Source organism: Streptomyces netropsis (assembly GCF_014203545.1).
In the GTDB taxonomy this organism is placed as follows: Bacteria; Actinomycetota; Actinomycetes; order Streptomycetales; family Streptomycetaceae; genus Streptomyces; species Streptomyces netropsis.
This window is the reverse complement of record NZ_JACHJG010000003.1, coordinates 143,000-168,728: the sequence shown is the minus strand read 5'-3', so window position 1 is coordinate 168,728 and position 25,729 is coordinate 143,000. Positions and strand designations below refer to the sequence as shown.

General features: G+C 69.9%; 30 protein-coding genes and 2 pseudogenes. 15 read left to right on the top strand and 17 right to left on the bottom strand.

The genetic code is table 11. From position 1 onward, the window contains the following. Positions 1–394 precede the first annotated feature (394 nt). The gene (locus FHS38_RS08555; protein WP_184732510.1) at positions 395–898 is read left to right on the top strand and encodes an Ig-like domain-containing protein; all 504 of its coding nucleotides are present in this window, start codon (positions 395–397) and stop codon (positions 896–898) included. Between the two features lie 91 nt (positions 899–989). Here the strand turns inward: FHS38_RS08555 and FHS38_RS35180 are convergent, their stop codons facing one another. Further along, positions 990–1,976, bottom strand: a complete 987-nt coding sequence (locus tag FHS38_RS35180) for a hypothetical protein (RefSeq protein ID WP_229822729.1) — start codon at positions 1,974–1,976, stop codon at positions 990–992. A gap of 89 nt (positions 1,977–2,065) precedes the next feature. After that, positions 2,066–3,208, bottom strand: coding sequence for an FAD-dependent monooxygenase (locus FHS38_RS08545; RefSeq protein WP_184732508.1), 1,143 nt, complete (start codon positions 3,206–3,208; stop codon positions 2,066–2,068). 126 nt (positions 3,209–3,334) lie between these two features. Here FHS38_RS08545 and FHS38_RS08540 point away from each other — a divergent pair, with 126 nt between their 5' ends. From FHS38_RS08540 to FHS38_RS08530, 3 genes are all read left to right on the top strand, one after another. Continuing rightward, positions 3,335–4,306, top strand: a complete 972-nt coding sequence (locus FHS38_RS08540) for a TetR/AcrR family transcriptional regulator C-terminal domain-containing protein (protein WP_184732506.1) — start codon at positions 3,335–3,337, stop codon at positions 4,304–4,306. A 251-nt stretch (positions 4,307–4,557) separates the two neighbouring features. Next, positions 4,558–5,715 (top strand): hypothetical protein, encoded by a 1,158-nt coding sequence (locus FHS38_RS08535; RefSeq protein WP_184732504.1) that lies wholly within the window; start codon positions 4,558–4,560, stop codon positions 5,713–5,715. A 110-nt stretch (positions 5,716–5,825) separates the two neighbouring features. After that, entirely contained in the window at positions 5,826–6,086 is a 261-nt protein-coding gene (locus tag FHS38_RS08530) for a hypothetical protein (protein WP_184732502.1), read from the top strand. A gap of 64 nt (positions 6,087–6,150) precedes the next feature. On the opposite strand, the gene FHS38_RS08525 is transcribed toward FHS38_RS08530, so the two are convergent. Continuing rightward, positions 6,151–7,074 carry an RNA polymerase sigma-70 factor gene (locus FHS38_RS08525; RefSeq protein WP_184732500.1) on the bottom strand — a complete coding sequence of 308 codons (924 nt, stop codon included), beginning with the start codon at positions 7,072–7,074 and terminating at the stop codon, positions 6,151–6,153. Between the two features lie 125 nt (positions 7,075–7,199). Continuing rightward, entirely contained in the window at positions 7,200–7,673 is a 474-nt protein-coding gene (locus FHS38_RS08520) for a carboxymuconolactone decarboxylase family protein (RefSeq protein ID WP_184732498.1), read from the bottom strand. A 218-nt stretch (positions 7,674–7,891) separates the two neighbouring features. Between FHS38_RS08520 and FHS38_RS08515 the strand changes: the two genes are divergently transcribed. Next, entirely contained in the window at positions 7,892–8,326 is a 435-nt protein-coding gene (locus FHS38_RS08515; protein WP_184732496.1) for a DUF6193 family natural product biosynthesis protein, read from the top strand. A 72-nt stretch (positions 8,327–8,398) separates the two neighbouring features. On the opposite strand, the gene FHS38_RS08510 is transcribed toward FHS38_RS08515, so the two are convergent. Beyond that, positions 8,399–8,896 (bottom strand): hypothetical protein, encoded by a 498-nt coding sequence (locus FHS38_RS08510; RefSeq protein ID WP_184732494.1) that lies wholly within the window; start codon positions 8,894–8,896, stop codon positions 8,399–8,401. 209 nt (positions 8,897–9,105) lie between these two features. Here FHS38_RS08510 and FHS38_RS08505 point away from each other — a divergent pair, with 209 nt between their 5' ends. Next, the gene (locus FHS38_RS08505; protein WP_184732492.1) at positions 9,106–9,306 is read left to right on the top strand and encodes an SCO3870 family protein; all 201 of its coding nucleotides are present in this window, start codon (positions 9,106–9,108) and stop codon (positions 9,304–9,306) included. Between the two features lie 26 nt (positions 9,307–9,332). On the opposite strand, the gene FHS38_RS08500 is transcribed toward FHS38_RS08505, so the two are convergent. The 7 genes and pseudogenes from FHS38_RS08500 to FHS38_RS08470 form a co-directional block, all read right to left on the bottom strand. Then, positions 9,333–10,160, bottom strand: coding sequence for a hypothetical protein (locus tag FHS38_RS08500; RefSeq protein ID WP_184732490.1), 828 nt, complete (start codon positions 10,158–10,160; stop codon positions 9,333–9,335). A gap of 259 nt (positions 10,161–10,419) precedes the next feature. Beyond that, positions 10,420–10,569, bottom strand: a pseudogene (locus FHS38_RS08495) (DUF397 domain-containing protein); the annotation flags it as partial. A 15-nt stretch (positions 10,570–10,584) separates the two neighbouring features. Beyond that, a pseudogene (locus FHS38_RS08490) lies at positions 10,585–11,362 on the bottom strand (helix-turn-helix domain-containing protein). 180 nt (positions 11,363–11,542) lie between these two features. Then, positions 11,543–12,019: a MarR family winged helix-turn-helix transcriptional regulator gene (locus FHS38_RS08485; protein ID WP_184732487.1), complete on the bottom strand. Its 477-nt coding sequence runs from the start codon at positions 12,017–12,019 to the stop codon at positions 11,543–11,545. 104 nt (positions 12,020–12,123) lie between these two features. Beyond that, on the bottom strand, positions 12,124–12,888 hold the full coding sequence (locus FHS38_RS08480) for an AIM24 family protein (RefSeq protein ID WP_184732485.1): 765 nt from the start codon (positions 12,886–12,888) through the stop codon (positions 12,124–12,126). Further along, complete coding sequence (locus tag FHS38_RS08475) at positions 12,885–13,535, bottom strand: AIM24 family protein (protein WP_184732483.1); 651 nt, start codon at positions 13,533–13,535, stop codon at positions 12,885–12,887. Before FHS38_RS08475 ends, FHS38_RS08480 begins: the two co-directional genes overlap by 4 nt. Further along, positions 13,535–14,218: an AIM24 family protein gene (locus tag FHS38_RS08470; RefSeq protein WP_184732481.1), complete on the bottom strand. Its 684-nt coding sequence runs from the start codon at positions 14,216–14,218 to the stop codon at positions 13,535–13,537. The genes FHS38_RS08475 and FHS38_RS08470 overlap by 1 nt, the downstream gene beginning before the upstream one ends. Positions 14,219–14,438: 220 nt before the next feature. Between FHS38_RS08470 and FHS38_RS08465 the strand changes: the two genes are divergently transcribed. Both FHS38_RS08465 and FHS38_RS08460 read left to right on the top strand, forming a co-directional pair. Then, positions 14,439–14,783: a DUF3817 domain-containing protein gene (locus FHS38_RS08465; RefSeq protein WP_184732479.1), complete on the top strand. Its 345-nt coding sequence runs from the start codon at positions 14,439–14,441 to the stop codon at positions 14,781–14,783. Further along, complete coding sequence (locus FHS38_RS08460) at positions 14,780–15,076, top strand: MTH1187 family thiamine-binding protein (protein ID WP_184732477.1); 297 nt, start codon at positions 14,780–14,782, stop codon at positions 15,074–15,076. Before FHS38_RS08465 ends, FHS38_RS08460 begins: the two co-directional genes overlap by 4 nt. Before the next feature lie 5 nt (positions 15,077–15,081). On the opposite strand, the gene FHS38_RS08455 is transcribed toward FHS38_RS08460, so the two are convergent. The 4 genes from FHS38_RS08455 to FHS38_RS08440 form a co-directional block, all read right to left on the bottom strand. After that, positions 15,082–15,570 (bottom strand): hypothetical protein, encoded by a 489-nt coding sequence (locus FHS38_RS08455; RefSeq protein WP_229822727.1) that lies wholly within the window; start codon positions 15,568–15,570, stop codon positions 15,082–15,084. Beyond that, positions 15,567–15,893 carry a plasmid mobilization protein gene (locus FHS38_RS08450; protein ID WP_184732475.1) on the bottom strand — a complete coding sequence of 109 codons (327 nt, stop codon included), beginning with the start codon at positions 15,891–15,893 and terminating at the stop codon, positions 15,567–15,569. Before FHS38_RS08450 ends, FHS38_RS08455 begins: the two co-directional genes overlap by 4 nt. A gap of 101 nt (positions 15,894–15,994) precedes the next feature. Continuing rightward, positions 15,995–16,159, bottom strand: a complete 165-nt coding sequence (locus FHS38_RS08445; protein ID WP_184732473.1) for a hypothetical protein — start codon at positions 16,157–16,159, stop codon at positions 15,995–15,997. Beyond that, on the bottom strand, positions 16,156–17,139 hold the full coding sequence (locus tag FHS38_RS08440) for an ArsR/SmtB family transcription factor (protein WP_184732471.1): 984 nt from the start codon (positions 17,137–17,139) through the stop codon (positions 16,156–16,158). Before FHS38_RS08440 ends, FHS38_RS08445 begins: the two co-directional genes overlap by 4 nt. An 80-nt stretch (positions 17,140–17,219) precedes the next feature. Here FHS38_RS08440 and FHS38_RS08435 point away from each other — a divergent pair, with 80 nt between their 5' ends. From FHS38_RS08435 to icmA, 5 genes are all read left to right on the top strand, one after another. Next, the gene (locus FHS38_RS08435) at positions 17,220–18,434 is read left to right on the top strand and encodes an MFS transporter (RefSeq protein ID WP_184732469.1); all 1,215 of its coding nucleotides are present in this window, start codon (positions 17,220–17,222) and stop codon (positions 18,432–18,434) included. A 32-nt stretch (positions 18,435–18,466) separates the two neighbouring features. Continuing rightward, a complete protein-coding gene (locus FHS38_RS08430) occupies positions 18,467–18,805 on the top strand; it encodes a hypothetical protein (protein WP_184732467.1) in 339 nt (112 codons plus the stop codon). 504 nt (positions 18,806–19,309) lie between these two features. Continuing rightward, positions 19,310–19,831: a MarR family winged helix-turn-helix transcriptional regulator gene (locus tag FHS38_RS08425; RefSeq protein ID WP_184732465.1), complete on the top strand. Its 522-nt coding sequence runs from the start codon at positions 19,310–19,312 to the stop codon at positions 19,829–19,831. Positions 19,832–20,102: 271 nt separating this feature from the next. Continuing rightward, entirely contained in the window at positions 20,103–20,438 is a 336-nt protein-coding gene (locus FHS38_RS08420; protein ID WP_184732462.1) for a DUF3817 domain-containing protein, read from the top strand. A 293-nt stretch (positions 20,439–20,731) separates the two neighbouring features. Then, positions 20,732–22,435, top strand: a complete 1,704-nt coding sequence (gene icmA, locus FHS38_RS08415) for a coenzyme B12-dependent isobutyryl-CoA mutase large subunit (RefSeq protein WP_184732460.1) — start codon at positions 20,732–20,734, stop codon at positions 22,433–22,435. Between the two features lie 150 nt (positions 22,436–22,585). Here the strand turns inward: icmA and FHS38_RS08410 are convergent, their stop codons facing one another. After that, positions 22,586–23,218, bottom strand: coding sequence for a TetR/AcrR family transcriptional regulator (locus tag FHS38_RS08410; protein WP_184732458.1), 633 nt, complete (start codon positions 23,216–23,218; stop codon positions 22,586–22,588). Positions 23,219–23,482: 264 nt separating this feature from the next. Between FHS38_RS08410 and FHS38_RS08405 the strand changes: the two genes are divergently transcribed. Both FHS38_RS08405 and FHS38_RS08400 read left to right on the top strand, forming a co-directional pair. After that, the gene (locus FHS38_RS08405) at positions 23,483–24,460 is read left to right on the top strand and encodes a tetratricopeptide repeat protein (protein ID WP_184732456.1); all 978 of its coding nucleotides are present in this window, start codon (positions 23,483–23,485) and stop codon (positions 24,458–24,460) included. A gap of 581 nt (positions 24,461–25,041) precedes the next feature. Next, positions 25,042–25,683, top strand: coding sequence for a DUF6230 family protein (locus FHS38_RS08400; RefSeq protein ID WP_184732454.1), 642 nt, complete (start codon positions 25,042–25,044; stop codon positions 25,681–25,683). Positions 25,684–25,729: the final 46 nt, after the last annotated feature.

Here is a 25,729-nt window from a genome sequence, read left to right as displayed (position 1 = left end):
TTCGGCCCAATGCCCGGTGTTTCGCGGTTTCGGCCCTTCGAGGCCCCATTTCCGTCAGCAGAAACGGTTGTCGGGTGCATTCCGGCCGGGACCGCGGGGTTGGTAGGGGAGGGTGGGGCCGGGAGTGCCTCCACGGTTTCCGCCGCCGTCGTGGGCGGGGCAGTCAGCCCATTGGTAAAGAGCCGTCGTGACTAATTTCCGCAGTTCCCCGCCGGTGGCTCGATAGGGCCGATGTGGGCGCGTCGGGCAGGGCCGTACCTTTGCCGTACGGCGGAGAAATAAGGCGCCATAGCGGGATATCCGGAGGGGTGGAAGCCCCGGTGCCCGAGCCGCCGATCTCCGTGCACTGGCTCGACCAAGAAACTCAAGGCCCACGACCGCTAGGAGTTCTCTGGTGACACAGCCGTACGCACCGCCGCCGCAGCAACCACCCGGGTACTACCCGCCGCAGCAACCGCCGGGGTACTACCAGCCCCAACCCGGGTACTACCCGCCCCAGCAGGGGTACTACCCGCCGCAACCCCAGCCGGGGTACGGGTACTACTACCCGCCGCCGCCCCAGCCGGATGTGGAAAAGGAATACCCGCAACTCACCGCGGCGACGGTGAAGGGAACGGTTCTCGGCCAGGCGCAGGCTCAAATCAGTGCGAAGCTCATCAGTAATGACGGTGAGCCGATCAAGGGTCAGCCGATCACCTTCACCGTCTCCGACGGCCGGCAGATCGGCACCGCGGTAACCGATGCCACTGGCGTCGCGCATCTCGACAGCGGTTCGAATCTTCTCGACCCCTTGCTGTGGTTCCACGCCGTCAGCTCCGGCTACGAGGTCCACTACCAGGGGAGCAAGAAGTACATGCCCGCGAATGCCCATGGAAAGATCGAGCCCGCGATCAGTTGATATCGTCGGCCGAATTTCGACGCACCGGGCGCCGGCCTTTTTCGGGTCCGCTCCACCAGAGCGGGCGCGGGCCGGTGCCCGGTGCGCACGGTCAAGCGGGCCGGGTGCGGAGCCAGTACGAGCGGGCGGCCACGGTCAGCGCGACGCCGTAGACGGCGAAGGCGCCGAGGCCGATCCAGCTGACGAGCAGCGCGTCGGCGGAGGAAGGGAAGTCGCCGGGCCGCACGCGCACCGCCCCGACGGTGGCCAGGGCGCAGTAGCCGATCCCGAGTACACCGTACGGCGCGAGCGTGGCGGCGCCGATGAGGGCCGGGGCGAGCGGCAGCCAGCGCGGCACCCGGCGGCCGCCGAGGACGAGCGTCCAGCGAGGGAAGACCTGGCCCCAGGGCCGGATCAGCCCGAACAGCAGGAACACCCCGAGCGCGGCGAGCAGCGCGGTGGCGTCGAGACCCCAGGACGCCAGGGTGAGCCACAGCCCGGAAGCGCCGTTCTCCTCGGACTTCGCGAGCATCTCCTCGCCGCTCACGCCCGCGAAGGTCCCGCCCACCGCCCAGGTCACCTTCATCGCCGCGTACGGAACGAAGGCGGCGGTCCCGGCGTAGGCGGCGAGGTGGACGTCGCGGGACGCCGGGGACGGTGCCGGTCGGGCACCCGTCGCGGGCCGCGCGTCGCCGGCGCGGGCGGTGGCGGCGAGCAGGCCTGCGCCGACCCCGCCGAGGGCGTTCTTGAGGAAACCGGCTGCGCTGTCGGCTTCCTGATTGAACATCAGTGTGATCACGTCCATGAGCAGCCCGAATGCGCAGACGGTGGACAGCGCGCAAGCCACCCAGAGCAACGCCCGCGCCCGGGTCAGCACGGCCAGCGCGGCCAGCGCGCCCAACCCCACGATCAGCCAGCCCAGTTCGACGGGTCCGGGGTCGTCGCCCCGGTAGAAGAGGGGCGTGCCGCTCAGCACGCACCCCAGCCCGAACCCGCTGTAGGTCAGGGCCCAGCCGAGCGTCGCGTACCCCACCCAGCGTGGCCACGCCTGCCGTCGCTCGCGCCAGGACATGCTCGTCATTCGTACGACATCGGTCATGCGTCGAACGTCGCATCCGCCGTGGTCGGCGCACGTCCCCCGGCTGGACGATCCACCTCCCCCAGCCGGGCGAGAACCAGGAGCCCCGACTAGGCAGCGGGCCGGTAGGTCTTGAGCCTGGCGACCTGGGTGCGGGACACCTCCGGCGCGTTCGCTGCGATCATGTCGAGCATCTCCTGGGTCGGCGTGCCCATGAAGAACCGCTCGGCCCCTTCCCGGCCGGCCTGCTGGTGCTCGGTGACGTAGCCGCGCATCTCCCGCTCGTACGCCTCGAATGCCGCGGTGTGCTCACCGCCCGCCGCGGCCAGCTCGCCGGCCAGGACGTAGGCGCCGATCAGAGCCTGCGAGGTGCCCCGACCGGACGTCGGCGCCGCGCAGTAGCCCGCGTCGCCCAGCAGGACCACCCGGCCCGTGGACCAACGGTCCATCTTCACTTGGGCGTTGGCGTCGAAGTGGAAGTCGGAAGCCTTGGCCGCCTCCCGCAGGAGCCGGGGCACCTGCCAGCCCTCGTCGGCGAAGCGCTCGGCCACGATGCGCCGGTGCTCCTCGACGTCCCGCCAGTCGTACTCCAGCGGCTCGGAGGCGAAATGCAGGGCGGCCCTGGCCTCGGTGTTGTTCCGGGCGCTGAAGATGTTGGCCGCTCTGCCCGGCACGCTGTAGAGATGGCCGGTGTTGCGCAGCCCGAGGTAGTTGTCCAGGCTGAAGATCGCGGTGTAGATGCCCAGGTGGCGCACGAACTGCTCCTCGGGGCCGAAAGCGAGCGCCCGGGTGCGCGAGTGCAGGCCGTCGGCGCCCACCGCCAGTTCGAAGGTGCGCGGCTCGCCGCGCTCGAAGGTCACGTGCACGCCGGTGTCGTCCTGCTCCAAGGTCGCGATGGAGTCGCCGAAGACGTACTCGACGTCGTCGCGGGTGGCCTCATAGAGCAGGCGGGTCACATCGCCCTTGAGGACCTCCAGATCTCCCGCGAAGATCACCGCCGGGAGCGTCGCGTACTGCTGTCCGTCGGCGCCCATCAGCGCCGCGTCGCCCATCTCGGTGTCGAGCGCGCGTATCTCCTCCAGCAGGCCCATCCGGTCGAGCACGTCCAGCGCCTCGCCGCGGAAGTCGACCGCGTAACCGCCCTCACGCACCTGCTCGGCCCGCTCCACGACGGTGGGAGTGAAGCCGTGGCGACGCAGCCAGTAGGCGAGGGCGGGGCCGGCGACGCCGGCGCCGGAGACGAGGATGTTCATGGGAGCTCCCTGTACGTTGCTGAGATGCGTACAACGTACGAGCCGAAATTCGTTGGGGGCAAGGAAGCGAGCGCCAAAAGCGTACTAGTCCACTAGGGTAGGTGTACTAGTACGCAGAGGAGCGCCGTGACCGACCAGCCGCCCTACGCCCGCATCGCGGCCGAGATCCGCCGACGCATCGACGCCGGTGAACTCCGGCCCGGCGCGCGGGTCCCGTCCACCCGCCAGATCGCCGTGCGTTGGGGCGTGGCCATCGCCACCGCCACCAAGGCGCTCGCGGCACTGCGCCACGAAGGGCTGGTGCATGCCGTTCCGGGGGTGGGGACGGTGGTCAGCCCGACCGCGCCCGGGCGGGCTGACCAGCCCCGACGGGCCGGGCAGGCGGCCCCCCGCGCGACGAGGGCGGGCGTCCCCGACGACGCCGTCCGTGCGCGCATCGTGCGAGCCGCGATCCGGATCGCCGACGCCGAGGGACTGGCCGCGCTGACCATGCGGCGCATCGCCACCGAACTAGACGTGGCCACCATGTCGCTCTACCGGCACGTGCGGAACAAGGACGAGATCGTCGCCCTCATGGCCGACGCGGCCTTCGCCGAGGCCCCCCTGCCCGAGCCCGGTGGCGGGTGGCGGGACCGGCTCGAACTCTCCGCCAAGACCCAATGGGGGCTCTACCGCGCGCACCCCTGGCTGGCCCGGACCATGAGCCTCAGCAGGCCCCTGCTGGTTCCCCACGGAATGCTGCACATCGAATGGGCACTCCGCGCCCTCGACGGGCTCGGTCTCGACGACGACACGGTCATGCACACGGCCATCACCCTGTTCGGCTATGTCCGCGGTACCGCCGCCGACCTGGAGGTCGAGGAGCAGGCAACCCAGGACACCGGTGTCGGCGGTGAGGAATGGCTGGAAGCGCAGGAAGACGCGATGATGGCCCTGCTGGCCGGGGGCTCGTTCCCGGCCTTCGCCGCCATCAGGCGACGGCCCGGCGTCGACATCAGCGTGCAGTCGCTGTTCGAGTACGGCCTGGAGCGACTGCTCGACGGCGTCGCCGCCGTCATCGCGAAACAGCGGGCACCCGCCGTCGAGTCCACTTCGTGATCGGTCGGTGTGCGTGTCCCGGTGTCACCGGCGCGCGGACGTGCGCCCCGCCGGATGTGCCTCGGCGGTCTGGTTCACCGGTGCCGAGGTCGCCGGCCTGAAGTGCGGGCCGCCGTCTTGGTGAGGGAACCGCACGGGGAGGAGAGGTGATGACACACCCATCATGACAGGTCGGAGGGTGCTTTCCTAGGACAGAAGGCACAGGTCAGAGGCCTTGTCCGGGCTGTGTGGCGGCTCGCAGAATCGCCGCCATGAATCACTCCGAGAACGTCGATCACGATGCGGTGCTGCGAGCGCGGACGATGCTGCTCGGATCCGGCGGGCTCGCCCTCCAGCAGGAGGTCGAGGCGTACCGGGTGCTCGCCGACGTGGGCCCGCTGACCTATCTGCCGCGCCTGAGCCGGGCACTGGTGTGGCTCAGCCAGGACGCGTACCGGGACCAGCCGGAGGCGTGCCTGGCCCTGAGGGCCGAGGCGGTGGAGGCGGCCCGGCGGCTGGACGAGAACGAGCCCGCGCGGACCGAGTTGCTCGTCGACGCCCTGCGCGCCTACCAGCAATCGCTGTACGCGCTCGGCCGACGGGCGGAGGGTTTCTCCGTGCGCGAGGAGATGGCCTGCGTCGGGCGCCGGGGATATGAGACGGGCCAGGTGGAGAGCCCCGCGTACGGGCTCGGGTCGTTGGCCGCCGCCCTCGCCGAGGAGGGACGTCACCGCGAGTCGGCAGAGGCCTACGGGCAGATCGTCGACGCGGAGCGCCCACGGCCGGGCGGTGTCTCCTTCTGGACCATGGTCGACTGGACGACCCAACTGGACGCCGCCGGACTGCCCGACGAGGCCCTCGCCGCCTTCAAGGAACTCGTGGACCACACCCGCGCCCGCCTCGAAGAGGGCTGGGCCTCGCTGGCCACGCTGATCTGGGACCTGGTCCACTACTCCCGGATGCTCGACGCCCGGGGTCGGTGCGACGACGCCCATGAGGCCCGGCGGGAGGTCGACACCCTGCTGAGCGAGCTGGCCGAGACCGGCGAACGCAAGTCCTGGAGCTGCATCCTCCCTTGGTGGACCGCCCTGTTCGTCCTGTCGGACAAGGAGGAAGACGAGGGGCAGGCCGCGCCCGATGGACTCGCCGAACGGATCGCCGCGCAGCGGAGATTGACCATCGACGCGGCGAAGCGCTGGGGATCACACCACCACCGGTTCCTCGCATCGCTGCGGCCCTCGTTCGACGAGGGGGTCGAGCTGGCCCGTCGCCTGGCCGAGCTGGATGAGAGGTGCGGCACGCCCGCGCTCGTCAGGGCCCTGACCGACCGATCGGCCCTGCTCGTCGCGGGCAAGAGCTACGCCGAGGCGCTCGCCGACTTCCGCGAGGCCGCCGCACTGCGTCCGGACAGGACCCGGACGAGCCGCTGACCAGGACGGACAGGCGGTGCGATGTCCGGGACGGATATCGCTGTTGCCCCGGCCCGGGCCACGCCAGCACGCTCGGAGCAGCCGAACCACTTCGATCACGAGGGGGAACCATGCAGAAACGAGTCCGGCTCGCCGGCGTCGCGTTGGCCGCCACGCTGCTGGCGGGCGGAGCCGCCACAGCAGCCACCGCGCAGGCGGCACCCGCGTCCTCCGAGACCGCCACGGCATCCGACGTGGCCGTTCCGGGCTGGGAGTACATCGACAACTACCGCAGCAAGCGGGCGTGCCAAGCGGCAGGCAAGGACTACGCCGGCAGGTACAAGTGCGTCTCGTGGGGCGACGGCACTTGGGACCTCTACGTATGGGTGTGACCTGCCCGTAGCCTCAGGAGCGAGCCGACTCCCCGTCTGCACAGGGGAGTCGGCCGTTTCGCGGTCAGTTCTTCTGCCGACGGGCCTGCTTCAGCTCGCGGTCGGTGGCCCAGGCGTCGGCGACCGGCCCGAGGTGACCGAGCTTGTCGGGGTTGCTCACCGAGCGGATCGTCTGGATCTGCCCGTCGAGCACATCGAGGACCATGGCGTACAGCACCTTGCCGTCCCGGTCGCGGAAGATCGCGCCCGGCTGGCCGTTGACCTCGCGCAGCTCGAACGTCACGTCGACCCGGAGCAGCCAGGGGAAGACCGAGGCGAGCAACCTGGCCGCCTTCTCCGCGCCCACGATGGCCCTGGCCAGCGCCGGGGACTTGCCGCCGCCGTCACCGACCATCGCTACGTCGGCTGCCAGCAGTTCCTGCAGACCGGTGACGTCACCTTCGCGGAGGGCGTCGAAGAACCGCGCCGCCAGCTCCTGCCGCTCCTGACGGTCCGCCTCGAACCGGGGCCGTCCGGCCTGCATGTGCCGCCGGGCCCGCACCAGCAGTTGTCGGCACGCCGCCTCGGAACGCTCCACCGCCGTGGCGATCTCGTCGAACCCGAAGCCGAACACCTCCCGCAGTACGAACACCGCCCGCTCCAGCGGGCTGAGCCGCTCCAGCAGTACCAGTGCCGCCATCGACACCGAGTCGGCCAGCTCCACCGCCCGCGCCGGATCCTGATACGGATCGCTCAGCAGCGGCTCGGGAAACCACGGGCCCACGTATTGCTCCCTCCGCACCCGCGCGGAGCGCAGTACATCGATCGAGATCCGCGTCACCGTGGCCGACAGGAAAGCCTTGGTCGACGTGGGCCGGGTCGACGAGCCGTCGAAGCGCAGCCATGTCTCCTGCACCGCGTCCTCGGCCTCACCGACACTGCCCAGAATCCGATAGGCGATCGAAAACAGCAGCGGCCGCAGCTCCTCGAACTCCTCGACCTTGCTCACGCCGGCTCTCCTCCCCCTGATCCCCTCCCACCTGGCCGTACTCGTCGGCGCAGGGGGACTGCCGGTGATCATCAAGATCACCGGCAGGTCACCCTAACGCCCGTCGGCCGAGGGGCTGGCGTCGCTCAGTGGAACTGCCCGGCCACGTAGTTGCCCGCCGGCTGCTGGGTGATGATGTTCAGCCGGTTGGCCATGTTCATGGCGGAGATCAGGAGGGTCAGGGAGGAGAGCTGCTCCTGGTCGAAGTGCTTGGCGGCATTCGCCCACACCGCGTTGCTGACCCCTCCGGCCGCGTCCGCGACCCTGGTCCCCTCCTCCGCCAGCTCCAGCGCGGCCCGCTCGGCGTCCGTGAAGACCGTGGCCTCCCGCCAGGCCGCCACCAGGTTCAGCCGCACCGAGGTCTCACCGGCGGCGGCTGCCTCCTTGGTGTGCATGTCGATGCAGACGGCGCAGCCGTTGATCTGGCTCACGCGCAGCGACACCAGCTCCTGCGTGGTGGTCGGCAGCGACGACTCCCTGAACGCCTTGCCCATTGCCATGAATTGCTTGAGGGCCTTGCCGGTGGTCGGGTCGGCAAAGAAGTCCAGTCGTGCGTCCATGGTGTGCTCCTCCGTCGTCGTCAGTGGCTACACCCCTTGAGACGGGACAGCCCGAGCCCCTGTGACACGGGTGGATGTGACCTTGGTCTCCCTGCCGTCGATGGTCGCCTAGGTTGAGTGGCGGAACCGTCGGTCTGGCTGCCTCGCTGCCAGGCGATGGCCTCGCCGACCCGAACCCCGTGGGGGGCCCAGATGTTCTCCATGTGCATGATGGGGTTATGAACAGGGAAGCAGCGGGCGATGCTGTCGTTGAAGCAGGCTGGCAGGCAGTACGTGACGATGGCCGCGTGCAGGCCGAACTGCTGGAAGCGGCCTACGGGGAACCCCGCCTGCGGCAACTGTTCCCCTGGACCGGGATGGGCGAACTTCACTTCAGCCGCTGCACCGAACATCGGTGGACCTGGGACATCCCCTACATTCAGCCCGCCGCCGGAGGAACCTACTGGGTCTCGGGCCCTCTTCGAACCCAGGCGGTGGGCCCGGCAGCTACAGCTCAGGAGGCGATCGCCATGGTGGTCCAGCGCCTCCCAGCGGGCTGTGGTCCCGCTTTCCCCGGCACCCCCGAAGAACTCGCAGTTCACGAGGCCACAACGCAGAAGCAGCAGGTAAATCCAGTGCCTTCGCAGATACAGAAGCGGCGAACTACTGGCTGAAAGCCGTTGCTCATCCGCTCTAAGGCGTGTCCGACGGGTTGGGTGAGCAGGATTGACGGCGTCGGACGATCCTTAGTAGTCGAACGTCTCGAAGGTGACGGCTGCGGTGTCTTCGCCTTCCCAGCGGACGTCCACCCTCACCTCGTCGGCCTGAAGGCTGCCCGGCGGCCTGAGGATGCCAAGGGCGAGCCCTTCCTTTCGCTCCACCACGCTGTCGGATCCCACCCCGCCCGGCCGATTCCGCTCTCCGGGGAGCGAAGCGAGCCAGGAGCGGGCATCGGCGCGCGGCATGCGGAAGATGCCCGACTGGGTGTGGCCGGCAAGGCCGCCGCTGAGCTCGGTGCACCGTTGGTCGCTCGCATGGTCGGGAAGCACCCAGCCCATGGCGTACATGGCCTCCGAGCAGGCCATCGGGCGTTCTTGAAGACCTTCGCCAACGGTGTCCTCGACCCCGGTGAAGGCGTACGTCAGGCCACCCAAGGCTGTAGTCGCGGCCAAGGCGATGAGCCACAGTGCCTTGCGGCGCTTCGGGCGAGAGACGGGCGCTGGGACCTCTGCGGCTATATGCACCGAGAAAGTATGACTAGCAGTGTGATTGCAGTTCAACCCCCGAGGATAAGGGACCGACTCGCCCGCCTTCCGTGAGAGTCAGGGGGTCTCGGCCGGTGTGTCCTCCACCACGTGCGTGAGTCGCTATGGGGCGGGAACGTGGGGGTAGTTGATGGTGGGTCAGTGAACTCGGCGGTGGCCGGGTCGTCTTGTTGCTTGGAGGAAATGGAATGGCAAAACCCCCCTTCGGCGCCTTGATCGGCGCAATCGCGGCGCTCGGCACCGTGCTGGGTTGCCTCGCGGTCGAGTTGCGCGCAGTCGGCTACGAGCAGTACGTCGAGTCCGTGTCCACCGCCGCCGTCCTCATGTACATCACCGCGAGCCTGGTCGTGGTGACGTGGGCCCGTGACCGTCGGGCGCGCTTGGACTGAAAGGGCCGGCGCGCCCGTCGGCGTCGTCAGCGGGCCTGGCGGGCGGCGGCGCGTAGGCGGTCGACTTGGGAGTGGATCCAGTCGGCCGCCGGGGCCGGGTCGTCGGGTACTTCGCCTCGGCAGGGGCGGCAGAGGCCGCCGGGGAGGGCTTCCGGGCGGCCCGGTTTGCCGCAGCCGGTGCATTCCATGATGCGGCGGGGCGGGGCCTGGGGCCCCGGCGGCGGGGTCTGGGGTGGCTCGGGCGGGAGTTTGTCGACGAGCCGCTTTCGGGTGAACGCTCCGGGGGAGTGGATGACGTCCGGAAGCCCGGCGGTGAGGGTCGTCGCGAAGTCCGCCGACCGCACCCCGCGTGCCAGCCATTCGGCTGCCAGGGGTTCCAGGGCCTTGCATTCCGCCGCCGAGAGGGTCAGGCGGGCGTCGGTCCGGCCGAGTGCGGCCAGCGCCTCGTAGGCGTCCGTCCGCTTCGGCTGCCGATCTTGTGGCGCAGGCGCCTGCGGTTCCACCTCCGTCTCCGGTACGTCTCCCGCCAGGAAGCGGCTCCACCAGGCGTCGCTGCGGGCGGTTCGCGAGAAGTACGTACGGAACACCCACTGCGTACGGCCGTCCCCGACCGGTTCCCGTACGCGGCGCAAGTGGCCAGCGATGGAGAGGGCGTTGAGGGCCGTACGGATCGCTTGCTGGCCGTAGGCCGCCAGCTCTTTGGCCAGAGTCTTCGTGTCGATGGCCGCACCGTCCGGCAGGCGGTCGATGTGCGTGGCGATGGACGCCTCACGGGCCGGTAAGTGCGTGAAGTCGTCCCGGCGGCGGGGTGCTTCGCCGGGCGCGGAGCGTTTTCCGTAGCCCGGTGCGGCCATGGGTGGGGCGGCGGTAGGGTTGGCAACAGCCATTGGGATCGGGCCTCGATCTTGGTGGTCAGACCCCCGTTCGGTGTTCCACCACCGGCGGGGGTTGTTTGTTGCTCCGCACGCTACCGGGCGCTGCGCGTCGCCGTGACCTCGTTGCGCAAAAGTCATCTGTACGAGTGCACACGGGAGTTGGGAGGGAGGGTGGGTTATCTCTTCCCCACCATTCCGTTGGTAAGGAGCTCGGATCCCGACCCCCGAAGCTCGACGCTCAAGCCTCGGCTATGTGCGATATGAACTTCCCCCAGGTGGCCGCACTGACATGGATCTCAGGTCCGGACCCGAGCTTCGAGTCTCGGACGTGGATGGTGTGGGGGTGCTGGGCGGCCACTTCCACGCACGCGCCTCTGCAGGAGTCGCTGTAACTGGACTTGCATCAGGCGAGTCTGATGAATTCCGCAGATTCCTCATGGCTGAGCGCCTGCATGCGGATCAGGTCATGGCGTTGTGCAAGGAGACTGAGCCTCTCGGGGTCCGCGTATAGCGCTCCCGTTTCCTGGCCCTCTACGTAGGCGTGCTGTTCGTGGCTGGCCGACTCCAGCAGTACCACCGGGCCGCTGAGCCCTGCGTGAGCGCCGCGATCGGCAGGCAGAATCTGGATGGATACGTTGCGCAGAGTGCCCACTTCGAGCAGGTGGCGGAGTTGCCCCCCGCATCACCTGCGAGCTGCCCACTCCGGTGCGTAGCGCTGCCTCGTAGAGCACGAAGTTGAAGAGCGTCGTCGGGCTCGGCCTCAGTTTTAACTGGCGCTCCAGGCGTCCTGCCACCCGCTCCTCAACGGTCTCGTCGTCCACGGGTGGGCAGCGGTTGCTGATCAGTTCCCTTGCGTACTCCTCGGTCTGGAGCAGACCTGGAATGAGTACCGTCTCGTACCAGTGCAGGGCAATCGCCTCGGCCTCGGCCGTCATGAACTCCTGCGTTCGCACCGGGAACTTATCCGGCTTCAGATCATCGCGCGCCGCGAGCAACAACCCCCGCGCCCCGCACATTTGGTCCGCCACCTCAAGCAGTCGAAGCTGCGGCTTCCGCCGCCCCTGCTCCATCGACTTGACCGACTCGTACTCGTACCCGGCTTCCTTGCCCAACTCCTCGCGGGAGATGCCCGCTTGAGTTCGCCACAGTTTGATCTGGTTCCCGCAATACCGCCATGCCATCGGCGGCTGGGAGGTCTCTCCGGTCGCAGCACCCCGCCTTTCCCCGTACCCATGTCGTTACTGGCGACGCTATTGCCGGGCAAGGGGCATATGAGCCGGGTTCGGGGAGACTCCCCGCTCCCGAGTGACGGGAGCGGCGGAGTGACGGGGTGCCCCAAGATGCCCCGAGAAGGGAGAAGGTCAGGCTCGGCCGCGCGTCGTGCGCAGGCGCTTGGCGACCGGGGCGAGCGCGGCGTAGAGCGCCTTGAGGTCCTCGGGGGACAGCAGGTCGATGAAGTGCTCGCGCACGGAGGCGACATGGTGCGGGGCGACCTCGCGCATGGTCTCCCAGCCCTGGTCGGTGAGGACGGCGAAGAGGCCGCGCCGGTCCGACTCGCAGTTCTCGCGGCGGACGAGGCCCGCCGTCTCCATCCGGGTGATCTGGTGCGAGAGGCGGCTCTTGGACTGGAGGGTCGCGGTGGCGAGGTCGCTCATCCGCATCCGGTGGTCCTCGGACTCCGAGAGGTTGACCAGGATCTCGTAGTCGTTATTGGTGAGTCCGAACGGCTGGAGGTCCCGTTCGAGCTGGTGCATCAGCAGTCGGCTGACCTCCAGGTGGGCACGCCAGGCGCGCTGTTCCTCGTCGCTGAGCCAACGGGTGCCGTTCTCGGTGTCCATAGATGGATTCTACCTAAGAAAGTTGAAAGATGAACCAATGGTCATTGCGGAGCGATCGGGGCTGAGAAGTCACGCGTTCGACGTCACACTCCGCAGGGTACCGCTCACAGCCCGAAGCGACGCTGGAGGTCTCCGAGCTGGCCGGGCATCCGGGGTGTCATTGGCTGGTTTGCCGGTGTTGCGTTCGGGACGCCGGCCTGCTGTGGCGTGACGCCCGTGTTCTGCTCGTCCATCAGCTGCTCGGTGGACTGCAGGAGCACCGTACCGGCACCGACGAACTCGAATTGGTGCTCCTCGCCCGATGTGCCGCCGAGGCCGGTCAGGGAGCGGATTCCGCCGAGGACGCCCTTCAAGTACTGGTGGTCGTAGTGGTGGCAAGGGGAAGGGCAGTCGGCCCAGCCGACGAGGGCCTGGGGGTCCACGCGGATCGGCGGTTCGATGAAGTGGACCGGGCCGTTGGAGGCGGCCACGAACTTGCCCGTGCCGATGAGCGTCAGAAAGCCGGGGATGATCGACTGCTTCAGCGAGAGCGAGGGCTGGAAGGCGAGGAGATTGCCCGAGCGAACGGTGAGGTTGCCGTCTTCGAGGTCGAAGGAATTGACGTCGAAGCTACGGTCCGCGAGGAGCATCTTGCCCTGGCCCTCGGCGACGACCCAGTCCGAGGCGTGCAGCGGGGAGTGGAAGCTGCTGCGGATGAGACGGTCGAGGGGGCCGTGGCCGATGCCGTGGAAGTCGATGCGCCCGTAATAGGCGATCATCTTCCCCTTCTGCAGGAACCACTGGCCGTCGAGGTCGACGGAGAACGCGTACGGATTGACGTTGTCGTCGACCGGGAGCGTGGTCGCGTCATGGATGACCGGGCCGTTCACAGCTTTTCCTCCGACGCCTGTACGTACACCGTGCCGCTGCCGGACAGCTCCAGCTGGAAGCCCTCGCCCGAGCCGCGGCCGACCATCTCCCGCCAGCCGATGGCGGTCGAGAGCTTGTTGCGGACGTCGCCGCGGTGGGCGACGTAGGCCTGCGGGTCGACGTGAACGGGGCGCTGCGGGGTGATGGGCAGCTCGATGAAGCCGCCGTGGGCCATCACCGCCACTGCCCCGTGGCCCTTGAGGGTCGTGGTGAAGAGGCCCTGGCCGGTGACCTGGCCGCGCACCATGCCCATCACACCTCCCTGGGATCCCATGAACATCGTGCCTTGCTGGAGCGTGCCGTCGAAGGCGAGCAGCCGGTCGGCCTCGACGTAGAGGGTGTCGCCGGACAGCTCGATCACCGAGACGTGGTGGCCGCCGTGGCCGAACATGACCGTGCCGCTGCCTTCGACGGTCATCAGCGGGGTGGCCTCGTTGGCGATCCGGCGGCCGATCATCCCCATGACGCCGCCCTGGCCGCCGGTGATGCTGGGGGTGAAGGAGACGTCGCCCTGGTAGGCGAGCATCGCGCCGCGCTGGCTGAAGAGCCGCTGGCCCGGCAGGACGCTGGCTTCGACCATGCGCGAGTTCAGAAGCCGGAAGGGCATCAGACGTCACCCCCGATGGTGTTGCGCTCGCTGGGTTGCACGTAGACGAGCCCCTCGCCCTCGAAGCGGATCTGGAAGGCCTCGCCGGAGCCCTCGCCCATGAAGGTCCGGAAGTTCACACCCGACTGGAAGTGCTGCTTGAGCTTGCCGGTGTGGGCGATGTACGCGCCGGGGTCGACCTGGAGCGGCATGTTCGGGGTCACCCGCAGGACGACGGCCGTGCCGGCCGACATGATCGCGGCCTGGCCGGAGCCCTCCACGGTGGTCGTGAACAGTCCGGTGCCCTGCGAGGCGCCGCGCAGACCGGTGAACGAGGTGCCCGTGCGGAGGCCGCTGTCCGTGCAGAGCAGATTGCTCGACTCGACGTACAACGTGTCGCCGTGCAGCGTGACGAGATTGATCTCGCTCGCGCGGTCGGCGAAGTAGCAGGTGCCGTGTCCCTTCACCTCCATGACTTCCATCTGCTCGCCGGTGAGCCGACGGGTGACCATGCCGCGCAGGCCGTCACCGCCGCCGGTCATCTTCTTGAACGTCATCTCGCCCTCGTACGCGACCATGGCGCCGTTCTTGGCCTTGACCGCGTCACCCGCCATGTCGACGGCGAGGACTTTGCTCCCTTGGAGCCGAAACTGAGCCACGGACCAGACGCTAGCGGCAGGACATACCGCTCCAACAGGCCCCATGGTCCCGGAACGGTCCCGAAGAGGTCCCGAAGGAAGATCGACGGGAGCCCGGCGGCGGAGATCACCGGGAGGCCGACGGGGGATCGACGGGAGATCCGCGGGCGCTTCGGGCGGACCCGGAAGGCTTGATCAACTTGTGAGCTGCAACAATGGGGTGGTTTGTGAATGCCGTCACAAGCCGTAGCCGATTCGCCACTGCCTACCGAAGGTGCGTGCCCCCGTGGACATGACGACCGCATCCGCCCTGCGCCGACTCCGCCTGGTCTCCGCCCCGGAGGCCGTCTCCTTCCTCCTGCTGCTGCTCTGCTCGGTGCTCAAGCGGACCACGGACTTCAACGCGGTGCCCGTGATGGGCGCCGTGCACGGCGTGCTGTTCGTGCTCTACGTGATCTTCTGGCTGGACGCCTGGAACAAGACCAAGTGGGGCCTCAAGACCGCCGCCCTCTACTTCGTCCTCTCCGTCCTGCCGACCGGCGGCTTCTTCGCCGACCGCATGCTGCGCCGTGAGGCCGAGGCGAGCGTCATCGCCGCCCGCGCCCGCAAGGAAGGCGTGGTCAACGCATGATCGTCGCCTTCTCCGTCTCCCCGCTGGGTGTGGGTGAGGACGTCGGCGAGTACGTGGCCGACGCGGTGCGCGTGGTGCGCGAGTCCGGGCTGCCGAACCGCACGGACGCGATGTTCACGTCCGTCGAGGGCGAGTGGGACGAGGTCATGGACGTCGTCAAGCGCGCGGTGGCCGCCGTCGAGGCGCGGTGCGGGCGGGTGTCGCTCGTGTTGAAGGCGGACATCCGGCCGGGCGTGACGAACGGACTGACGTCGAAGGTCGACACGGTGGAGCGGTATCTCTCCGAGGGGTGACCCGCTCACACGGCCTGGACGTGCACATCGGGCGGATTGAGCACCGACAGATACGCCGCGATGTCCTCCGGGTCACTAGTGAAGATCACCGCGCTGCCGTGCTTTGCGGCGGCCAAGGCCACGCTGGCGTCTACTGCGTCCGGCCGTTTCTTCGGGGGGAGTTCGGCCTCCCCGAGAGCGGTACCGATTCGGCGCCAGTCCGTCAGGTCGAAGCCCGTCGCGCACGCGATGCACTCCGGCCGGCCGGCCTTGGTTTCGCGCATCGGTGGGGCCGAGCTGCGCGCCTGGGGCACGGAACACTCCCTCAGTGCCGTGGCCAGCGCGTGCACCAGCCCCGCGTTCGGGCGCCAGACCTGAGCCAACACCGGCCCGAGGACAAGCGCCCGGTGCGGAGTCTCCTTCAAGGCCTCGTGCAGGTGGACCGCCTTGGCCTTGCGGTCGGCGAGAGCGATGAGCATTCCGGTGTCGTAGACGGGGACCCTCGCCACACTCACGCGGCTTCTCCCGGACGCGCACCCGGTCGGTCCGCCCCGTAGACGAGATCGAGGGCCGCTTCGACCTCCCGTCGCTCCTGCTCCGTCAATTCCCCGACCGGTGCGTCCGCCTCCGGCGACGCACCCGCGGCCTCGACCTCAGCTGCCGCGATCAAGGCGTCCACGGCCGCGAACTGCGCCTCTATGGTCTCGGTCTCCGCCATCTGCCGTGTTGCGGCGTGCACGAGATACGCCGAGACATCCAGGCCGGCCCGCTCGGCATGACGCCTGATGCGCTCGGCCTGCTCCTGCTCAAGGCTGATACTGATCCTCGTCTTGGCCACACCCGTAGTGTATGACGCGTATTACGCCCTGCCAAGCGTGGCTCACTTCGTGGCGCCGGCGGGGCCAGCAACCACGGACCGGGTCGTTGTCGTGCGGTACCTCAGCCGATGCGGCCCTCGGCTTCCAGACCGAGTCGGCCCCGCGCGGCGTCGTGAGGGATGCCGGCCGCCGCACCGGCGGATCGGCGCTCCCGGTACCTGCCCAGTGCGAGGGCGTCCTCGATGTCGGGGAAGACCGGGATTCCGGTGAATCCACCCCCCGTCACCTCCCCGCCAACGCCATCCCCAACGGAGTGCGTTCGTACAGGACCTGGTGGCCGTGGCGGCGGGAGGCCAGGAGGCCGGCGGCGCGCAGTACCGACAGGTGGGCGGAGACCGACGACAGGGCGAGGCCGTGGCGGTGGGCCAGGGTGGTGGTGGAGGCGGGCTCGTCCAGGGCGGACAGGACGGCGGCGCGGTTCGGGCCCAGGAGACGGACGAGCGCGTCCGACGTCTCCGCGTCCGGCTCGGCCCACAGACCGCCGATGCCGCGCGCCGGGTAGATCACGGTCGCCTGCCAGGGCGCGTCGAAACCGCCGATCACCTCCGGCCATGCGAAGACGCTCGGCACCAGCATCAGGCCCTGACCGCCCAGTTCACGCACGTGATCGCCGCGATTGGTGATCGTGAGGGTGCCGTCCGACCAGATCAGCCGTGGGTGCAGATCGGCGAACAGCCGCTCCAGGCCGCCTTCCGCCAGCCGCCGCGTATGGAAGGCCACGTCGGCCTCCAGCAGTGCGCGCAGCCGCGGCCAGTCCGGGGCGAGCAGTGTGAGCCAGGCCTGTTCCAGCAGACCGGTCAGCTCGCCGAGGGCGCGCTCGGGGTCGGCCAGCAGCGCCCTGCCGTGCACGGACTCGGCCGCGCCCGGGGTGTCGGCCATGGACCGCGCCAGCTCGGCGCGGACGACCGCCGGGTCGGTGGCCCGTACGCGCGTCAGCTCGTCCTCGAACGACGACAGGGGGCCGACGGGCGGCGGGCAGAGGAAGTCCGGGTGGTAGCCGCCGGAAGCGGCGGGCGCCAGCAGCGACATCCGCGCGAGGTCCAGCCGGTCGACCGCCTCCCGCATCCGGCGCAGCCACGGCAGGTGGTAGCCGTGCCGTTCGGGGCGCAGCAGTGTGTACAGCGCCTGGTGGGTCTCCCACAGCGGGGAGATCCCGAACCGGCAGCGCAGCAGATCGTCGGCCCCGAACCGCATGTGGAACGGCATTCGGTTTCCTTTTGTGGGGTTGCTTTCGGCTCCAGCCGAAACACTAGTGGCCCGGGGACGCGCTCGGCACGCTGACCGGCATGTCTTCCGCCTCCACCGCCCCGCCGGCCGTCGGCTACGCCGCCGTCTTCGCCGTGCGCGAGTTCCGAACCGTCTTCGCCGCCCACCTGCTGTCCCTGCTCGGCATCGTCGTCGGGGAGATCGCGCTGTCCGTGCTGGTCTACCGGCTGACCGGTTCGCCGATGCTGACCGCGCTGACCTTCGCCCTCGGCTTCCTGCCGTACGTCGTGGGCGGCACGCTGCTGTCCGGCACGGCCGACCGGTATCCCGCCCGGCGGGTGCTCGTCGTCTGCGACCTCGTGTGCGCGGGGGCCGCCGCGACCATGGCGCTGCCCGCGACACCGATCGCCGGGCTGCTCGCCCTGCGCTGCGTCCTCGCCGCCGTCGCACCCGTCTTCGGCGGGACCAGGGCGGCGACCCTGGGCGACATCCTCGGCGAGGGCGAACTGTTCGTGCTGGGGCGCTCGCTGATCCGGATCGTGTCGCAGGGCGCGCAGCTCGCCGGGTTCGCGGCGGGCGGGGTGCTGCTGACGGTGGCGTCGCCGCGCGAGGTGCTGGTGGCCACGGTCGTCGGGTTCCTGGGCTCGGCCGCGCTGCTGCGCTTCGGGACGCGACGGCGGCCGGCCCGTACGGGCACGGGCGGCGCGCTGGTGAAGTCCTCGCTGTCGGGCGCCCGACAGCTCTTCGCCGACCGGCGCATACGGGCGTTGCTGCTGCTGTCCTGGGTGCCGCCGTTCCTCCTCGTCGCACCGGAGGCCCTCGCGGCGCCGTACGCGGACGCGATCGGGGTGGGGCCCGTGGGCCTGGGGCTGCTGATGTGCGGGATGCCGGTGGGCTCGATCGTGGGGGAGATGCTCGCGGGATCGGTACTGAGCGCGCGGGGCCGGGAGCGGATCACCTTGCCGGTGGCGGCGGTGACCCTGCTGCCGTTCCTCGCCTACGCGTTCCGGCCGACGCTGGGGTGGGCGCTGCTGGCCGTGGCACTGGCCGGTACGGGCATGGCGTACACACTGGGCCTGGACCAGTGGTTCATCGCGGCCGTCCCGGAGGAGCTGCGCGGGCGGGCGATGACGCTCCAGACGGCCGGGATGATGACGATCCAGGGCCTGGGCATGGCACTCGCGGGCGTGGCCGCGGAGTTCGCGCCGGTGCACGGGGTGGTGGCGGGGGTGGGGTTGCTGGGGACGGCGGCGGTGGTTGTCGTGGTCCGGCTTGTCGTACGCTCGGCTGCCTGATCAAGATCGAATCAAACCGGGGGAGTGGACGGATGCTGGATTTCCTGGGCGGTGGCGGCAAGAAGACCGGGATCGAGCACGAGGTCCTCGTGCTGCGCGACACCGAAGCGGTCGCCGACGCGATACGCGAGGCGCTGGCCGGTGCGAGTGACGAGGAGCGGCCGGGCCTGGAGCGCGCCGCCGCGATCGTCGCCGAGTACGGGGCCCGCCCGGAGGCGGAGGCCCGCGTGGCGTGGGTGCGTGGCGTCCTCGCGGAGGCGGGACTGGACCCCGTCAAGCAGGAGATCCACGCGATCAAGGCGGTCCGGCAGGCGGAGCGCGGCCTGAGCCTGCGCGCGGCGGTGGAGCTGGTGAACGAGGCGAAGCGGTAGGCGTTGCCCGCCTTTTCGGCACAGCGGGCGGTTCTCCTTCGCGGAGGTCGGCCGCTTCGGGGCCGTGACCGGGGCGGGGCCCGGCGGCCGGTCGTGCCGGGTGGGGCGGCGAATGGCAGGGTCCCGGGCACATTGGTGATCGTGGGCCCCTGACCGCCCGAGGCGCGGGCCGGCGGGGCCCGGCGGCCGGTCACTCCGGCTCCGTGGGCTGGGTGAGGCCCCCGGCTGTCGGGGCTTGCGTCGCCCGCGGCGGAGGTCCGGCAGCCCAGCCGCGTCGGCTGTCCGCCAAGGCGTAGCCGGGCGCTGTTGCCCACCCCGAGGGCGAGGCCCGGCTGCGGCCGCCCGGCTCGCATCGCCCCGGCCGGCGGGCCCGTTGTCGGGCCCGCCCCCCCGGCAGGGCCGGCTCGGGCCCAGGTCCGTCCCGCCCCGCCCGGCCAGGGCAGAGGTTGTCCGGAGTGCGAGATATCGGCGACCAGGATGTGGCCGCCGGGTAGGCTCGGTGCCGTGCCGAAGCCCCTCAGCCTCCCCTTCGATCCCATCGCCCGAGCCGACGAGCTCTGGAAGCAGCGCTGGGGATCCGTGCCGTCCATGGCCGCCATCACCTCGATCATGCGCGCCCAGCAGATCCTGCTCGGCCAGGTCGACGCGGTCGTCAAGACGTACGGGCTGACCTTCGCGCGCTACGAGGCCCTCGTGCTGCTCACGTTCAGCAAGGCGGGCGAGCTGCCGATGTCCAAGATCGGTGAGCGGCTGATGGTCCACCCGACCTCCGTCACCAACACCGTCGACCGGCTGGTGACCGCCGGCTTCGTCGACAAGCGGCCCAACCCCAACGACGGGCGCGGCACGCTCGCCTCGATCACCGACAAGGGGCGCGAGGTCGTCGAGGCGGCCACGCGCGATCTGATGGCCATGGACTTCGGGCTCGGCGCGTACGACGCGGAGGAGTGCACGGAGATCTTCACGATGCTGCGGCCGCTGCGGGTCGCGGCGAACGACTTCGAGGACGCCCCCGCGGTGGACTAGGGCGTGTCCCGGCGGTTCTTCGGCTGCGGGCCCGTCGTTGCCGCCTCTCGCCTGACCGGCGGGCCTTCGACCGCCGACCGCTGTGCCGTCTGCGGCGGCGGGCGCCCTGCGGGCGCGTCCGGCGTTTGAGGACACATGCACAGGAGCCGACACGGCGCGGCCGAAGGGGCGGCGAAGATCGCCCCGGAACGTGGCGTTACGCTCGACTACTGCTGCGGTCTTCCGTCCCGGGAGACGGCCGCTCCGAGACGGTAATGCGAGGAACCCCTCAGTGAAGAAGAGCGTGCTGACCCGCTACCGCGTGATGGCATACGTCACGGGTGTGCTGCTGGTCCTGCTGACGATCGGCGTCATCGCCAAGTACCTGCTCACGATGGACGGCGCGGACGGCTTCGTCAGCCTCGTCGGCATCGCGCACGGCTGGCTCTACGTCCTCTACCTGATCTTCGCCTTCGACATGGGCTCGAAGGCCAAGTGGTCGTTCGGCAAGCTCGTGTGGGTGCTGCTCGCGGGCACCATCCCCACGGCCGCGTTCTTCGTCGAGCGCAAGGTCGCCCGGGAGCTGGAGCCGCTGATCGTGGACGGCGCGGAGCCCGTCGGCGCCTGAGCGCTGCCGCTGGGCGGGCACCCGGGACGGCCGTACTCCGGCCGGGGCGTCGGGGCGTCGCAGCTCCGTGACCTCGCCGCCGTGTCGGCCTCGCCCCCGCGGTCGCCGCCCTGTCGTGACCGCGTGGGAAGCCGCCAGGCGTCGCGCCCGATCACTCCCGACCCGGCCGGTCGACCACCACGCCCCGGACAAGCCTTGTGTCCGGGGCGTTTGTGCGCGACCATTTACTAGGACGTCCTAGTAAATCTGGCCCCGCGAGGCGGCGGGCAGCGCGAGAGGCGGCAGGCAGCGTTATGGACGCAGAGGCGATCGAGGCAGGGCGCAGCCGATGGCAGGCCCGTTACGACGCGGCACGCAAGCGTGACGCCGACTTCACCACGCTCTCCGGTGACCCGGTCGACCCGGTCTACGGGCCCCGCCCCGGCGACTCCTACGAGGGCTTCGAGCGGATCGGCTGGCCCGGCGAGTACCCCTTCACCCGGGGGCTCCACGCGACCGGCTACCGCGGCCGGACCTGGACCATCCGCCAGTTCGCCGGCTTCGGCAACGCCGAGCAGACCAACGAGCGGTACAAGATGATCCTCGCCGCGGGCGGCGGCGGACTCTCGGTCGCGTTCGACATGCCGACCCTCATGGGCCGCGACTCCGACGACGCGCGCTCGCTCGGCGAGGTCGGCCACTGCGGCGTCGCCATCGACTCCGCCGCCGACATGGAGGTCCTCTTCAAGGACATCCCGCTCGGTGACGTGACGACCTCGATGACGATCAGCGGGCCCGCCGTGCCCGTCTTCTGCATGTACCTGGTGGCCGCCGAGCGGCAGGGCATCGACCCCGCCGTACTCAACGGCACGCTCCAGACCGACATCTTCAAGGAGTACATCGCGCAGAAGGAGTGGCTCTTCCCGCCCGAGCCGCACCTGCGCCTGATCGGCGACCTGATGGAGCACTGCGCCCGCGCCATCCCCGCCTACAAGCCCCTCTCCGTCTCCGGCTACCACATCCGCGAGGCCGGGGCCACGGCCGCGCAGGAGCTCGCGTACACCCTTGCCGACGGCTTCGGCTACGTGGAGCTCGGGCTCTCCCGGGGCCTGGACGTGGACACGTTCGCCCCGGGGCTCTCCTTCTTCTTCGACGCGCACCTCGACTTCTTCGAGGAGATCGCCAAGTTCCGCGCGGCCCGCCGGATCTGGGCCCGCTGGATGAGGGACGTCTACGGCGCCAAGACCGACAAGGCCCAGTGGCTGCGTTTCCACACACAGACGGCGGGCGTGTCACTGACCGCGCAGCAGCCGTACAACAACGTCGTCCGCACGGCCGTGGAGGCCCTGTCCGCCGTCCTCGGCGGCACGAACTCCCTGCACACCAACGCCCTCGACGAGACCCTCGCCCTCCCGAGCGAGCAGGCCGCCGAGATCGCCCTGCGCACGCAACAGGTGCTGATGGAGGAGACCGGCGTCGCCAACGTCGCGGACCCGCTGGGCGGTTCCTGGTACGTCGAGCAGCTCACCGACCGGATCGAGGCCGACGCGGAGAAGATCTTCGAGCAGATCCGTGAGCGCGGCACCCGTGCCGTGCACGGCGGCGGCGAGCACCCCATCGGCCCGATCACGTCCGGCATCCTGCGCGGCATCGAGGACGGCTGGTTCACGGGCGAGATCGCCGAGTCCGCCTTCCAGTACCAGCGGTCCCTGGAGAAGGGCGACAAGCGGGTCGTCGGCGTCAACTGCCACCACGGGTCGGTGACCGGCGACCTGGAGATCCTGCGGGTCAGCCACGAGGTCGAGCGGGAGCAGGTCCGGGTCCTGGGCGGGCGGAAGGCCGGGCGCGACGACGCGAAGGTGAAGGCCGGTCTCGAGGCCATGCTGACCGCGGCCCGGGAGGGCGCCAACATGATCGAGCCGATGCTGGAGGCGGTGCGGGCCGAGGCGACGCTGGGTGAGATCTGTGACGTGCTGCGGGACGAGTGGGGGACGTACACGGAGCCGGCGGGGTTCTGACGGCTCCTGACCCGGGGCTCCGCCCCGGACCCCGGTCCTCAATCGCCGGACGGGCTGGATTGTGCCCGGACGGGCTGGAAAACCAAGCCCGTCCCGCGCTTGAGGACAAAAGGGGCCTGGGGCATGCCCTCGGTTTCGGGAAGGGGCGGGTCAGGGGAGAGTTCCCACCGACGCCAGCCCGCCGACCACCAGCGCCGCGAAGCTCCGCGCCCACTCAGCGTCCACCGACTCCGCGCTGACCAGCGTGCGGTGCAGCACCGTCCCCGCGATCACGTCGAAGATCAGGTCCGCGTTGCGGTCGGCCGCGCCCGGGTCCGACTCGTGCGGCAGTTCCCCCCGCGCCTGTGCCCGCTCCCGCCCCAGGAGCACCAGCGTCTTCTGCCGGTCCACGATCGCGGAACGGATCCGGGCGCGCAGGGCGTCGTCGCGAGTGGATTCGGCCACCACGGCCATCAGGGCCGTCTTCGTCTCCGGGCGTTCCAGCAGGGCCGCGAACTGGAGCACGACCCCCTCGATGTCGGCCTGGAGGCCGCCCCGGTCGGGGAGCTCCAGGTGTTCGTCGAAGAGCGCGGCCACGGCGTCCACGACGAGTTCGCTCTTGCCCGCCCAGCGCCGGTAGAGAGTGGTCTTCGCGACCCCGGCGCGGGACGCCACGTCGCCCAGCGTCAGCTTTCCCCAGCCGAGTTCGACCAGCGCCGCGCGCGTCGCGTCGAGGATCGCGCGGTCGGCCTCGGCGCTGCGCGGGCGGCCCGTCCGGCGCCCGGAGGGGGAGGCGGAAGTCATGCCCGCGACCTTACCCGTGAGTACGACCGGTGACGCGTGACCCTCGTGCGCCTCTTCGTGCGCCCCTTTGTGCGCCTGCCCGTGAGGCAGATCACCGGAAATGCTTGCGGAGGGGTGTGGGGTTGCAGTTACGCTACGACTCGTAGCGAAAGAGCGACAACCACGGATGCCGGGTGGGGACCCGGTGTCGATTGCGAACCGCTATGAGATCACGTGACGACGTGCGTTTTTCCGATCGCCGCGCGGAGGGGGGAGGATAGGCCCATGCAGCCACGGAACATGTCCATGAGTGGAGTGGTCGACCTCGCCGCGGTGAAGGCGGCCGGGGAAGCCAAGCAGAAGGCCGAGCAGGCGCGCGCGGAAGCGGCGCGCCAGGGCGGTACGCCGCCCGCCGCCGCCTCGAGCCTCGTCTTCGACGTCGACGAGGCGGGTTTCGAGCTCGAGGTCCTCCAGCGCTCCGCCGAGGTGCCGGTCGTCATCGACTTCTGGGCCGAATGGTGCGAGCCGTGCAAGCAGCTCGGCCCGCTGCTGGAGCGACTGGCGGCGGAGTACGCCGGCCGGTTCGTGCTCGCCAAGGTCGATGTCGAAGCCAATCAGATGCTCTTCCAGCAGTTCGGCGTGCAGTCCATCCCCGCGGTCTTCGCGGTGGTGGCCGGGCAGGCCCTGCCGCTGTTCCAGGGTGCCGCGCCCGAGGCGCAGATCCGGGAGGTGCTGGACCAGCTCATCCAGGTCTCGGAGCAGCGCTTCGGGATCGTGGGCGCACCGGTGCAGCCCGGTGCGGCCGACGGGTCGGCCGCACCGGCCGCGCCGCAGCCGCCCGCGGGCCCGCACGACAGCGCGCTGGCCCTGGCCCACGAGGCGCTGGACGCCGGTGACCTGGGCGGCGCCCTCCAGGCGTACAAGAATGTGCTGTCCGACGACCCGGGCAATCTGGAGGCGAAGCTCGGTCTGTCCCAGGCCGAACTCCTCCAGCGCGTCCAGGACCTGGACCCGCAGAAGGTGCGCCGGGAAGCCGCCGAGCGCCCCACCGATGTGACCGCGCAGCTCGCCGCCGCCGACCTCGACCTGGTCGGCGGGCATGTCGAGGACGCCTTCGGCCGTCTGATCGACGCGGTGAAGCGGACGGCCGGCGAGGACCGGAACGCGGCACGGGTGCGGCTGTTGGAGCTCTTCGAGGTGATCGGTCCGGATGATCCGCGGGTGACGGCAGCGCGTACCGCGCTCTCCCGCGCGCTGTTCTGACGGACTCCCGCACCTCCCGCAACACAAACGGAACGATCGCAGCGCTTTGCCAAAACTTGGTAAACGGCGCCGCTGTTACTGGCAGTAAGAAAACCCGGGCCCTTCGCCCGGGTTTTTTCTGTTAGCTCCCTTCTTTCCCGGGCACGCTCCGACGCTCTCGCACGCCCGGCCGATGCGGGTCGGTCGCCCTTCGGTTATCCCCCCGTTACTCGCTAGTAACGAACCTCTTGTGCCCCGGCCGGGAATGGACCACGATCGGCCGAGCTCGGTCCATTCCCCCGGCACGGCCTCCAACGGGTCCGCGCCCGGGGGTGATGGGTCCCCACCGAGTGGCCGGCGGCACCATCAGCCGGCCTTGGGGCAGGGGGGTCTCCGTCGTCAACGGCGGTGCCTGTCCACCGAGGTTGCGCGAAGGCGTGGCCAGTGGTTGTCGCTCGGGGGTGATCGCCGGAGTATCGGGTGCGGAGCGGTTGGCGCCACCGAAGCGACGGTGCTCCTTCCCGAGGACGTAGCACTTCTCCCATCCCGGCACGGGTGTCCCAGCCCCTGTCGGAGATGTACGTCCGAGAAGGAGGAAAGTCATGGAGTCGATGACGACTCGCGGTGGCACCAGATGGAAGCGGTTCGCCGTCGTCATGGTGCCCAGCGTCGCGGCGACGGCCGCCATCGGGGTGGCCGTCGCGCAGGGCGCCCTCGCGGCGTCCTTCAGCGTGTCGGGGCAGCAATTCGAAGTGGCGGCCGAGAGCCTGCACGGCTGGGGTTTCGTCCAGTACGGGGCGAACGACGTCACCAAGCAGGGAAACAAGCCGGTCGCGGTGGTCGGTATCGAGAAGGCGGAGATCACCAAGCTCTGCCAGGCGGTCACCATCCCCACCCCGTTCGGCAAGGTGTCGATGAAGCTCCAGGCCGGAGGCGGCAAGGACAAGGTCAAGGCGGAGAAGCTCTACATCGACGCCGACGACCTCCAGGCCAACGCGAAGTTCACCAATGTGGACATCGGCGTCTCGGTGACCGACACCACCAAGGGCCCCGGCCCGGCCAAGCCCGGTGGTGAACACGGTGAGCGGGGCGGTTACGTACCGGGCTCGTTCGCCCAGCAGGCCGATGAGGTGGAGTTCAGCGACGTCCACCAGCGCGCCTGGGCGACCTCGGCCGGATCGTTCACGCTTCCCGGCCTGAAGATGGGCGTCAATATGGGCGAAGCCGATTGCAAGAACAACTGACGCACTGAACGGGCGGGTATGGGGGCTTGGTTCGCGCCCCCGTACC